The organism is Pseudomonas sp. GM33, from assembly GCF_000282295.1.
GTDB classification, from domain to species: Bacteria; Pseudomonadota; Gammaproteobacteria; order Pseudomonadales; family Pseudomonadaceae; genus Aquipseudomonas; species Aquipseudomonas laurylsulfatiphila.
In genome coordinates, this window is sequence record NZ_AKJO01000094.1 from 64,430 (window position 1) to 76,237 (window position 11,808).

At 57.4% G+C, this 11,808-nt stretch carries 10 protein-coding genes; 3 read left to right on the forward strand and 7 right to left on the reverse strand.

What is annotated here, in order from left to right; translation table 11 throughout:
- Positions 1-52: 52 nt before the first annotated feature.
- Complete coding sequence (oxdA, locus tag PMI26_RS11635) at positions 53-1,111, reverse strand: aliphatic aldoxime dehydratase (protein WP_007975722.1); 1,059 nt, start codon at positions 1,109-1,111, stop codon at positions 53-55.
- Between the two features lie 587 nt (positions 1,112-1,698).
- Here oxdA and PMI26_RS11630 point away from each other — a divergent pair.
- Positions 1,699-2,634 (forward strand): helix-turn-helix domain-containing protein, encoded by a 936-nt coding sequence (locus PMI26_RS11630; protein ID WP_007975724.1) that lies wholly within the window; start codon positions 1,699-1,701, stop codon positions 2,632-2,634.
- 829 nt (positions 2,635-3,463) lie between these two features.
- Here PMI26_RS11630 and PMI26_RS11625 read toward each other — a convergent pair.
- The 3 genes from PMI26_RS11625 to PMI26_RS11615 form a co-directional block, all read right to left on the reverse strand.
- The gene (locus PMI26_RS11625) at positions 3,464-4,939 is read right to left on the reverse strand and encodes a DUF1254 domain-containing protein (protein WP_007975726.1); all 1,476 of its coding nucleotides are present in this window, start codon (positions 4,937-4,939) and stop codon (positions 3,464-3,466) included.
- 198 nt (positions 4,940-5,137) lie between these two features.
- Positions 5,138-5,596 (reverse strand): DUF6130 family protein, encoded by a 459-nt coding sequence (locus PMI26_RS11620; protein ID WP_007975727.1) that lies wholly within the window; start codon positions 5,594-5,596, stop codon positions 5,138-5,140.
- A 162-nt stretch (positions 5,597-5,758) separates the two neighbouring features.
- Positions 5,759-6,652, reverse strand: coding sequence for a LysR family transcriptional regulator (locus PMI26_RS11615; protein WP_007975728.1), 894 nt, complete (start codon positions 6,650-6,652; stop codon positions 5,759-5,761).
- Between the two features lie 96 nt (positions 6,653-6,748).
- Between PMI26_RS11615 and PMI26_RS11610 the strand changes: the two genes are divergently transcribed.
- Both PMI26_RS11610 and PMI26_RS11605 read left to right on the forward strand, forming a co-directional pair.
- Positions 6,749-7,894, forward strand: coding sequence for an alpha/beta hydrolase (locus PMI26_RS11610; RefSeq protein WP_007975730.1), 1,146 nt, complete (start codon positions 6,749-6,751; stop codon positions 7,892-7,894).
- 44 nt (positions 7,895-7,938) lie between these two features.
- A complete protein-coding gene (locus PMI26_RS11605; protein WP_007975731.1) occupies positions 7,939-9,150 on the forward strand; it encodes an MFS transporter in 1,212 nt (403 codons plus the stop codon).
- A 452-nt stretch (positions 9,151-9,602) separates the two neighbouring features.
- Here PMI26_RS11605 and PMI26_RS11600 read toward each other — a convergent pair whose 3' ends face one another.
- The 3 genes from PMI26_RS11600 to PMI26_RS11590 all read right to left on the reverse strand — a co-directional run bounded on the left by PMI26_RS11600 (position 9,603) and on the right by PMI26_RS11590 (position 11,703).
- Positions 9,603-9,944 carry a hypothetical protein gene (locus PMI26_RS11600; RefSeq protein WP_007975733.1) on the reverse strand — a complete coding sequence of 114 codons (342 nt, stop codon included), beginning with the start codon at positions 9,942-9,944 and terminating at the stop codon, positions 9,603-9,605.
- A 104-nt stretch (positions 9,945-10,048) separates the two neighbouring features.
- Positions 10,049-10,864: an HpcH/HpaI aldolase/citrate lyase family protein gene (locus PMI26_RS11595; RefSeq protein WP_007975734.1), complete on the reverse strand. Its 816-nt coding sequence runs from the start codon at positions 10,862-10,864 to the stop codon at positions 10,049-10,051.
- Positions 10,861-11,703: an FAS1-like dehydratase domain-containing protein gene (locus tag PMI26_RS11590; RefSeq protein ID WP_007975735.1), complete on the reverse strand. Its 843-nt coding sequence runs from the start codon at positions 11,701-11,703 to the stop codon at positions 10,861-10,863. Before PMI26_RS11590 ends, PMI26_RS11595 begins: the two co-directional genes overlap by 4 nt.
- Positions 11,704-11,808: the final 105 nt, after the last annotated feature.

Sequence of the window (11,808 nt, forward strand, 5' to 3'; positions counted from 1 at the left end):
TCAGGGCGGATCCGGATCAAGACCGCCCATGGACGCCGGGTAGCGTCAAACGTCAGGGTTTAGGGATCACCGCGTCACGCAACATGCCGGTCTGCGGGTGGCAGTTGATGTACTCGAACACTTGATCCTTGGCGTCGGATACCGAGACTTCGTGATAGAGCCGTAACTTCGACAGGCTGGTGGCCACGCGAAAGAAGGTCACGAAAATCCGCAGATGGGTCGGATGGGATTCGGCCCAGCGCTCGAGTTTTTCCAGGGAGCGCCAGTGACCGATGTTGTAGCTCAGGTTCAGGAAGTTGCCGTCCAGGTCGATGTAGTTCACGAAGCGATTGCTGTAGCAACCCAGGTCCTTGCCATTGTCCCGCAGGAAGTCCATACCCGCCTGCAGCGTCGGCAGAATTTCGTTGAGATAGAGCGATCGTTCTTCTTCGCCGGCATCCGCCCAGTCCTGGCCGGAGCGGATCAGCGCGACATTGTCGTGGCCTTGCACGACCACGCGCCCACCTGTGGCCGGGTCGCCGGCGATGACCGTCAGTTCACCGGAAGGAGCCATCCAGTCGGTCTGGGAAATCGGGAAGCGATCACGCATCGATCCCCAGTAACCGTGTTCTTCGATATCGTCACTGATGGTGTCCATCACGGCGCCAACGCCGGGCAACTCATCGCGAAAGCCATACAGTGTCTCGAACTGCTCGGCCCTCGGCGCGACAATTTCCCGAAAGTAACCGAGACCGTCGCTCAGGCGATCCTGCGAGGACCACCATTCAATTACCTCAGGCGAGCGCAGCCAACGGCAATACGCGGCGGGGTCTTTCCAGTAACCGACGATCATCAGGTTGTCGTAACCGCTGTTGTCGGTGTGGTGGGTCAGGTCATGGCTCAGAGGGCCATCGGGCAAACCCAGGCTGGCGGCAATGTGGCGCATCGCGTGCAGAGCCGCTTCTCGCTGGTCCTCCCCGCGGTATTGCACACCCCAATACCCCATCACGACCTGTTCCACTCGCTCATCGGCGCGTGCGACCCACATGGGGAAGGGCGGTTGGTATTCATCGGGGACGCGACGAGACAACGTCCGTGGGCATTTGAGGTGCTTATCGATCGCAGATTCCATGGTGGGCTCCTTGGTTTTATTGTTGGTATGCGGTTTTCTGTTCAACGTTTCGACGGGCGCGGGTACCTGGAGGTTGGCGCACCTCGTCGACGCCGCAGCGCCAGAGTCCCCAGCTCTAACAGGTAGGTGGCGAACTCTTCAGGTGCCAGGTCGCGCATCTGTAAAAGCCAGAATGAATCGGACTGTCGCTGCTGCTCTGGCAGATGCATGGGACACCTCATCAGTTGGGGTTGGAGGGGCACGGTGTGGGGTAGAAGTTAGGCGGGGACGGTGCAGTACGCTTGGCTCGTACGGACAACCGTTTGGCTAGAAAGGACAGGCTCTGAAAACAGGAATACGATGCGCTGTATTGGTGCGTGCACACCGTCAGGCGGCGAATGCATGTATCGATAACGGGCAGGCGTCATCCGTGTAAAGCGTTAGCGGGATTCGCTCACGCAGCCTCTATCCCGAGCGTGCGAGCGTCTGGTATTTCAGGCGCACATGACGTTGGCAACCCGAAAGGGGGAGTGGCCTGGTATTTGCTAAATAGGGAGTCAACGTTACCGTCGCCCTTATTGTTCAGTCGCCGCCGAGAGGTGAATGCCATGAGCCATAGCAATCAGTATTCAACCCTCGCCGTTGCGGCTCCACGTCGCTTTGATTACTGGAAAGAAGTGGTGTGCCGTCATTGCCTGGCGGCGGACAGCAAACCGTTGGCGCAGAGCGATTTCGACGGGGTGCTGGAGGTGCACGGCATGGGGCCGCTGGACATCTGTACGCTGTCCTCGCCACTGCATTATTGGGAGCGCGCGCCCCGGCACTTGCGCAGCGGTCCGGATGAGGACCTGTGGCTGGGTTTCACCCGGCGAGGCTATGGTGAACTGGAGCAGGCAGGGCGCAAGGCAACGCTGGCGGCGGATAGTTTGTTTCTTTATGACGCATCCCAAACGTTCCGATTCAGTCTGGGTGGTACCGAGAACCACCTGGTCCGCATTCCGCGACAGTTGCTCAGCCAACGGTTGCCAGGCGTAGCAGGTTGCACCGCCGTGGTTCTGGACGATCGCCGTCCAGGGGTGATTCCGTTGCGCGAGATGTTGCATCAAGCGGCGAGTATTCCTGCGAGTTTTCAAGATGAGGGGCTATCCAGCCGCTTTTCCAACACCTTGCTTGATCTGCTCGCGATTAGCCTCGAACTCCAGGATTTGAAGACGACCCATGACGAGCTGGATCTTTATGGTCGGATCATGAACTACATCCGCCAGCATCTGACCGATCCGGACCTGTCGATCGAACGCATCGCTCAAGTGCATTATGTGTCCACGCGAACCGTCACGCGCGCGTTCGCCCGTTACCAGAAATCGCCAGTCGCAGAGATCTGGAAGGAGCGTCTGATCGCCAGTCGCGAGGCTATAGAGCGCGGTCAGGTACGCAGCATTTCTCAAGCTGCACTGGATTTCGGATTCTCCGATTTTTCCCATTACAGTCATGCCTTTCGCAAGGCTTTTGGTATGGCACCTCATACACTCTTGCGTCGCAATTGAGCAAGGTCGCTCGCAGTAGCGGGGCGAAGGTTTTCCTCCCGCCAGAGATTCGCCGCTCTCACCCGCGCTTTCTTCCAGACCGAATCGTTCATCCAGTCCTTGCTCTGACCGTGCTGCAGGCGTCGGCCCACGCATCCAGCTCGATACGATCAAATGCCACGCTCTGATCGGATGCATCAACATCCTGGCTGACCACCGTCCCCGCAGATTGTCCCTGCAAGTCCCGCCAAGGCTCCTATAGATAAATTTTTGATGATTATTGATTTTCTAATCCCCCCTTCAGCCGTTTTAAATGCGCCTCGAGGAAGGTAAGCAAAGACAGGTACTGCAGTTCGCTTTGACGCAAGCTTCGAATGCCGTCAAATCCGCCTCTGCAGCGTCTGCTGCTCCTCACCTTGTGTACTGGTTTCCCCACGCCTTCAACCGGGACACGCAGACGAAAGTTCACACGCCGCATTTCGGTTTTTCCCCGGTTCGAGACTGGGTTAAACCGCAAAAAGGAGGGATGCCAGGATGCTGATAAAAATCGAAAAAGCGAGGACACCACAAGACTGGAATGTCTGGATGAACGCATGGTGCGTCACGTTTCGCAGCTATGCCGAAGCCCTGGCGTTCGTGAGCAGATTGGAAGGCAGGATAAATGCACCACACCCGTTGCCTGTCAGCGAAGACAGGCTTGTATTGGAACCGTCTTGATCTCGCAATTTCTTCAGCCTTGGAGCCAGCACTGGTCGAGTTGCTGGACATGAGTGTGACGCGGTATGTGCCGCCCTCAAGAAAGGTAATCCCCCGACAAATGCCGGGGGGTCTGCGCGAGTTGGCGCGGGTTCTATTTCGATACCACGATGCCTGCTGGCTTCCAGGTGCCTTCGCCAGCCGGCAGGACTGAAGGCGGCGTCTCCTTGGGCCAATAGAGGCGCATCACCAGGTAAATCGGGCCGTCGGGTGCGGGCAGCCAGTTGCCTTCCAGCGCCTTGCCGGGCGACTTCTGTTGGATGTAGAGGGTCAGCGATCCGTCGGCATTCTTCTTCATGCCGGGCAGCATGGGCGAGTTCAATAGATAGCGGTCGATCGGGTTCTTGATAAGGAGCTGTGTCTTGCCGTCGTACATCGTCACCGACCAGAAGGCGTTCACTGGAGGTAGTTGCCCCGCCGGGAAGGTGAGTGTGTAGTTATGCTTGCTGCCATCAAGTGGTTCGCCGGTCGCGGTTGTGCGGGTGATGGGGTAAGTGGCTTCCACGGCATCGTTGCCGTAAATTCCGCCTTTGGCCGCGGCGGCGCGCTTCAACCAGTCGCCATTGTAGAAATGGCGGTCGCCAAAGTACGAGCCGATACCCCAGCCATTGACGTTCTTGAGTCCGCCGGACAACCACTTGTCCACCTTCTCGTCACCTTCCTTCATGCCCAGCAGGACAGCGGCCTTGTGTTCGAGCGAGAGGTCTTGGAGCTTGAAGCTCTTGCCCGGTCCAATGCCGATTTTCGCGATTCGAGCCCGAATTTCCCGGTCTTCCGGTGTTGGCGGTACATACTGGAGCGCGGCATCAAGATACTCGAAGAAGTTCTCCTTGATCCCCTTAGTGGTGCTTGGAGGGAAATTGATAACCGGCGATGCAGGCGCCGCCGGTTGCTTCAAGAACGCCGACAGCGGCTGGGCTTTGTAGCCGGACTGCACCTTGATGACATTCGGCATGTCCTTGGGATTGAAGAGCTGGGTTCGGTAGCCGGCCACCGTGAAGGGCGTTGTCGAATAGAAGACTTTGCCAATGCCGGGTGGCACGGAACCCTTCCAGTCAGGCCCGACCACCATGTAGTTACCCGGGCCGTTCCCGGTGGTGCGGCTGCCGATGTAGCCGTAGTTGTAGGTGTTGCCGTCGATCAGTTGCACCGAGTAATAACGTTTCTTTTCCACGGCGGGCACTGTGAGCACCATGGGTTCGGCGCGCAGATCCAGCCAGAGGAAGGAGTAGGGGGTATCGCTGTTGGGCGTGACGATGGCCGTATCCTGGTAAGTGAAGACACGGGGTTCGTTCTTGATCTGGTTGAAGGGGGCCTTGAACTGCGGGCCGCTTTTGTCCACGGCGTACTCATACATGACCGCATAGTTCATTACGATCGGCAGTCCGTAGATGAAGGCTTCCTCGGCGATGGCCTTCGTTTCCGTGAGGCTGGGCGCGGCGATGCCTTTGGCCGCATCGGCTTTCTCGGCCTGGGCCACGGGGTCGTTCTTGCTGGCACAGCCTGATACAAGCGCCACCGAAGCGGCAGCGATGGCGATCCATTTGATGCATGAATATTCCGGTTTCATCCTTTGTCGCTCCCGACCAAGATCCTCTCTGCCCTGGATGTCTTGATCAGCGTTTGAACACGCCGAGACTCCAGCTGGTTTACTGCCGAATCTGAGCGTAGGCCATTAAGCAAACCTCCGCTATTGACTGGGGGGCAGCCAATATCGGAGGCAAACTTCTTCGATTGGGGCAAGCAGACAACTGAAGCGAAGTGGCGACTAATGAGGGGCGTCAGCGGGTTTCTTTTCCGGAACGATGAAGCGCACTGTCGTACTGGTAAGGATCTTGTGAGTCGGGTCGGCCACTTCAAGAAGAACCTGGTGAGTGCCGGCGGGCAGTCCGACCAGGATAATCGGGTCTTCACTGGTGTGCGCCCATGTACCTTTCCAGTCGTCGACGGTCACGTGAAGGTGTCCGAGGCGGGGTGATACATCAGCCGCCGCTTTACCAAATACCGGCATGATCCTCGCGTGCTCCGTGCGGTATTGGATAATGACGACTCCGCGGGCAAGGGGCTCGGCAAGCGGCGGCTCGGCAATGAGTCTGGGCGCCGTCTCGGATTCCAGGGGAAGTATTGCCGGTGGGTGATAGGCGTCTGCTGTTCCTTCACCACGCGCGGCTGTGCAAAAGAACACCGCCAAAGCAAAGGCCAATGGATTTCTGAGAGAGAGGGACATGGTGTTTTTCTCCCGAGTGATCTCATTCAAGCCTAGATCAAACCGAGTATTGCCCCCGTGTGTATTTGAAATCTGAATCGCCCGCTTGTTTCATCCACCGGTTGAGTCCACAGGTGACTGCAGCCCTTCGCGACAGATAGCGGCGCGTCGAATGGAGGGCGCTCAGCTTCTATATTTCAGCGCCTCCACAAATGCAGAAAAAGCGGGAGACGCCTGGCGTCTGTTGGGGTAATACAAATGGTAGCCCTGAAACTCAGGGCACCAGTCGGCCAAGACTTCTTTGAGTCGGCCGTCGGCCAGATACGGTGCTACCAATTCCTCTGGTACATAGGCCAGGCCAACGCCATCAACGGCGGCATTGAGAACATGCATGATGCTGTTGAACACAAGTTGTCCATCTGCCTTGACTGTAAAAGCCTGGCCATTTTTTTCAAATTCCCATGCGTAGATCACACCTGATGGTCTATGTCGGATATTCACGCAGTCATGCCCGGTCAACTCATGGGGGGTTGTGGGTGCCGGGTTGCGTTCGAAGTATTCTGGAGAACCCACTACTGCCAACCGCCAATCCGGCCCTATGCGAACGGCGATCATGTCCTTGCTGATCGATTCGCCCAAGCGAATACCCGCATCAAATCGCTCCTCGACCACGTTGGTGAACCCATAGTCGACGTAGAACTCCAGTGTGATATCCGGGTAGCTCTTCAGGAAGCTTGCAAGCATCGGCCGAATGCACAACTCAATCTGATCGTCAGTACAGGAAATACGAATCGTGCCACTGGGCTTGTCCCGCAGTTCGCCCAGCGCTTCAAGCTCGGCGGTGATCTGGTCAAAAAGCGGGGCGATCGAGCGCATCAACCTTTCTCCCGCCTCTGTAGGCGACACATTGCGCGTCGTGCGGGCCAGCAGCCGTATCCCCAGTCTTTGTTCAAGTGCCCGGATCGTATGACTCAGCGCAGAAGGCGTAACGCCCAGTTTGGCGGCGGCCTTCGTAAAGCTTTGGTCGCGTGCCACCGCCAGAAAAGCCTGGAGATCGTTGACTTTGGTATTGGCCATTGCTGAATTTTTCTCAAAACCACATGAAGATTATCCTTACTAATCAAGATATCTCGAATCCGTCAAGCTCTGTCACCTATCTGGAACGGAGTGCTGATGATGAGCGAGACACCTTTAACCCTTCTTGAAGCTACAGAAGCCTTACTCCCTCGAGGGCTTGATCGACGTGAGTTCGTGAAGGCCACCGGCGTTAGCATTGCGGCTCTTGGCGTCCTTTCGGGCGCAGTCGGCCCCGCCTTTGCAGCTGACTCAAAAAGTGCAGGCAGCCCGCCGGAAGGTGCCGACAACTTTTACAAAAGCGCCAAGGTCACCGTGCAAAAGGTGACCTTCAAGAACTCATACAATCTTCGAATTGTGGGCAATCTTGTAACGCCCAAGAATCTGGCTGCAAACGCTAAAGCGCCTGCAATTATCGTCGGTCATCCCATGGGAGCAGTCAAAGAGCAAAGCTCCATGCTCTATGCACAAAAGCTGGCGGAACAAGGCTTCGTCACGCTCGCGATTGACTTGCCTTTCTGGGGAGAGAGTGAGGGCCTGCCTCGAAACCAGGTCGCCCCCGAAATGTACGCCGACGCGTTCAGCGCTGCAGTTGACTACCTGGGTACGCGGGATTTCATTGATCGCAAGCGTATCGGCGTACTGGGTATCTGTGGCAGCGGTGGCTTTGCCATCAGTGCGGCCAAGATGGATTCTCGTTTGAAAGCCGTGGCCACTGTCAGCATGTACGACATGGGCGCTGTCACCCGTCATGGTCTGGGGCACTCAGTGACTGCCGAGCAACGCCAGGCCATGCTCGTCAAAGCCGCCGAGCAACGCTACAGCGAGTTCTCTACCGGGCAAATGCATTTCCTCAACTATTTGCCAGTGCAGCCTGGTAAAGATGCAGACCCGGTCACACGTGAATTCTGGGACTTCTACCGTACGCCACGCGGTATCCATATCCCTCATGGCAGAACGTTGGAGCTGACCCAAAACCGCGCCTTGACCAGTGAAGTCCGGTTCGTGAATTTCTATCCATTCAACGATATCGAGACGATTTCCCCGCGGCCGCTGCTGTTCATCGCTGGCGATCGGGCGCACTCCAGAGAGTTCAGTGAGGAGGCCTACCAACGTGCCGCCGAACCTAAGGAACTGGCCTGGGTTCCCGGCGCGGGGCACGTCGATCTGTACGACCGCGTGAACTTGATTCCCTGGACCAGACTCACCGCCTTTTTTACCCGGCATCTGACGGTGGTTGGCTAAAAGACCTGTGTTTCAGCCAACCACTATTTGATGAGAGGTTTTTAATGACGACTCAAGTATTCGACTCCCCGGCTGGTGATGCCCTCGGCACGCCGGGGGCTGGGGAACTGCAGGCTTACTGGAGCGGCATCTTTGCGATGACACTGTGCGTATTCGCACTCATCGCCTCGGAGTTCATGCCTGTCAGTTTGCTCACGCCGATTGCATTGGATCTGCAAATCAGTGAAGGACTGGTCGGGTATGGGATCGCCATCTCCGGCGCCTTCGCGGTGCTGACAAGCCTTTCGATTTCCAGGCTTGCTGGCTCAATGGATCGCAAGACGCTCTTGCTGCTACTGACCGGGATTATGTGTGTGTCGGGGTTGGTGGTCGGTCTGGCGCCAAACTATACGGTGTACATGATGGGGCGTGCGCTGATTGGCGTGGTGATCGGCGGATTCTGGTCGATGTCGGCGGCAATGGCCATGCGCCTGGTACCGTCCCATAGCGTGCCCAAGGCTCTGGCAATCTTCAACGGCGGCAATGCTTTGGCAACCGTAGTGGCCGCACCACTGGGAAGCTATCTGGGCAGCGTCATGGGTTGGCGGGGGGCTTTTTTCTGCCTTGTTCCGGTAGCGATCATCGCGTTGATCTGGCAGTGGATCAGCCTGCCAGCCATGACGGCGGCGCCGCGCAAAGCGGGCGCGGGCAATGTATTTCGATTGTTCAAGAGCCCATTGGTCAGTTTCGGCATGTTGAGTATGGGCACTTTCTTCATGGGGCAGTTTGTATTGTTCACCTATCTGCGCCCGTTCCTGGAGACCGTCACCGGTGTAGATGTCTCCATGTTGTCGATGATCCTGCTGGTCATCGGTGTGGCGGGTGTCGTCGGAACCATTCTGATCGGCACTTTCCTGAAAGTCGGCATGTACCGCGTCCTGATCTGCATTCCACTGTTGATGGCCGCCATTGCACTTTCCTTGATTGTCCTTGGCGGCGGAGTCGTGGCAGCTTTTGTATTGCTGGGGCTGTGGGGCCTGGCCGCGACAGCCGCACCTGTGGGGTGGTGGTCGTGGTTGGCCAAGGCGTTGCCCAGGGATGCTGAAGCCGGTGGCGGCCTGATGGTGGCAGTCATTCAGCTATCCATTGCGCTGGGCTCTACCCTCGGCGGGCTGCTGTTCGACGGGAGCGGTTATCGCATGACATTTCTTGCAAGCGCTATCTTGCTGGTACTTGCGGCAGTGACGACCTTTTTCACATCGCGAAACCAGGGTTAACAGAAGGCAGATGCCAAGAAGCTGTTTCGTAGCTCAAGCCTTGATAGCGAAGTTATGTAGCATCCCAGGTTTTGATGTCGCAAGGACTTGCTGTGAGGGCATGAAGGGAGTCATCGGATGTGGGTGGTTCAGCCCCAAATATAGGGTGAGCGAACCCTGTGATGGGGAATTTTTTACCACCCGAATAGACCGTTTCAGTGCAATCGCTGGGCCCGGCTTTGCCCATGCCAAATGGCTTGGATTTTGCTCGGGTGCTGATACTGAAGCATTCATTGAATGCGGTATCCGGAGATTCGAGCCATGTGGGCAAAAACTCTGCTTCTCGGCGTCATGTTTGGAATCGGGATCGTTACCAGCGGCTTGGCTACGAGCATGATCCTGTTTTGGTACGAGTTGTGTTAACCCCCCATCCCCGCTTCTTCATGATCCCTGGTGGCGGCGGTTGCGATGGTCTATGCCTGGATTCCCATCTCCCCCTGTGCAGCTTGTAACGCTCGCTCTTCGGTCAGTGGCGTTAAAGTTGGCTGCGCATTGCTGGCGTGCATGTAAAGAAAGTAGTGCCCTGTATCGTCCAGCAATATCCGGTGCAGCTCTGATGGCCGAAAGTTGTTACCGATATGAATACTTTCCTTGATGATCTCGAAAGTCCTGATCCCATGCTGTCGCATTGCAGTTTCAAAGGTTTCGTAAAGACCTTCTCTGCGGCGTCGGTTGTTTCGAGCATTTAGCTTGAAAAAAACCACCATCAGCACGGCATAGCTGATAAGGAGTAGCACAATGGCGCTAGGGCGCATGCGTGGAGCTCCATGTCCTCTCAATCGCTGTGCCTTTCAGTGTAGGCGCGTTCCGGGTGAAATCTTCAGCTCATCCCAAGGTCATGGAGCGTGTTGCCGTTGAGTCAGGTCGCGCGCGCCAGGATCGCCTGCGCACGGCCTATGACAGGCGCATCGACCATTTGCCCATCGAGCACGAACACACCTTCACCCGAACGGGCGGCGTCCATGATGCGTTGTGCCCAGAGCAGTTCCTCCAGACCGGGTTTCAGCGCTTGATGGATAATCGCCACTTGGCTCGGATGGATACATAACGCGCCACCAAACCCCATGTCGCGGGCAAACTGAACGGTGCTGTGCAGGCCGACGGTGTCTTGTATCGACGGAAATACACCATCCAGCGCCGGGGCGAGACCAGCCACCCGAGTCGCGAGCAATACTGCGTATCGAGCGTGACTCAGAAACTCTTCGGCGGCAGGGCTGCCAGTGGTCAAATTCAGATCCAGGCCCAGATCAAGGCTTCCGAATGACAAGCGCTCAACGCCCTGGGCCCGGGCAATCGCTTGGAGTCCGGCCAGGCCCTTGGCGCTTTCGATGATGGGCCAGACCGGCTTTTGGGTATTGGCAGCCGTGAGGACGTGCTCCGCGCTTTCCGCTTTGGGCAGCAAAATGCCGATCACGCCAGCGTGTCGTCGACAAAGCTTCAGATCCGCCGCGTGGGCCCAGTGGTCCGGAGCATTGACTCGTACCAGAATCCGGGCTTGCGGATGGTCACTCAAGAAGCACTCCAGGTTATCCCTCGCCTGGTCCTTGAGGTTCTCCTGCACGGCATCTTCCAGATCGACAATGACCCGGTCCGCACCGGTAGCGATGGCTTTGGGTATGCGCTCCGGACGCGTGGCCGGGACAAACAGCGCGGAGCGGACAATGGAGGTATTCATGGTGTTTCTCCCAAGCTGAACTCGACTTCGCCGATCTGCGCCGTACCGTCCTGATTGCCTGCCCACAGCTGTGCCTTGCCGCTATCGATCAGGCGTCCGCCGACCTCGAAAGGCTGAGGCGAAATCAAGGGACGGACGCCTCGGAAGGTGAAGCGCTTCAAGCGCGCGTTCGGGTGCGCTTTGGTAAACGCGCGCAAATTCAGCGTGGCGATCAGGGGACCATGCACCACCAAACCCGGGTAACCCTCGGTCTGCGTGACATATGGCCAGTCGTAGTGAATCCGGTGGCCATTGAAGGTGACGGCCGAGTAACGGAACAGCAAGGTTGGGGAGGGGACGACCAGGTCCCGCCATTGGCCTTGCGGGATCGCTTCGGTGCCGCTCAGTTTGGGTGGAGTGGGCTCGCGGTAGACGATGTCCTGCTCATCCTGCAGGGCACGTTTGCCGTCCTGAAAATACTCATGGCGCACCGTGACGAACAACAAGGAACCCGTGCGCCCGTGCTTCTCTTCGACGTTGAGAATGGTTGACACGCAGGTCACGTCAGCCTCCACCGTCAACGGCTGGTAAAACTCGAGTCGACTGCCCGCCCACATGCGGTTGCGATTGTGGGCGGGGGGCAGGAATCCCCCGAGCGCCGGATGACCGTCCGGACCCAGTTCGTCGGCGGTAACCGGTTCCTGAAAAAACGCCCAGTGCCACAAAGGCGGCAGCGATTCACCCGACCGGGGTGCCGGCTCGCCCAACGTCGCAGCTATACGTTTGACCAATGTAAAACTGATCCGGTCCTGGCTTTCCTGACGACGTCCAATCCAGGCTGAAAAATCGGAACTGCTCATATTTATCGCTCCTGTCGGTCGGTAATCAGGCCAGGGCGGCCATTTCTGGAATCGCTTCAAACAAGTCCGCCACCAGGCCGTAGTCGGCCACCTGGAAGATCGGCG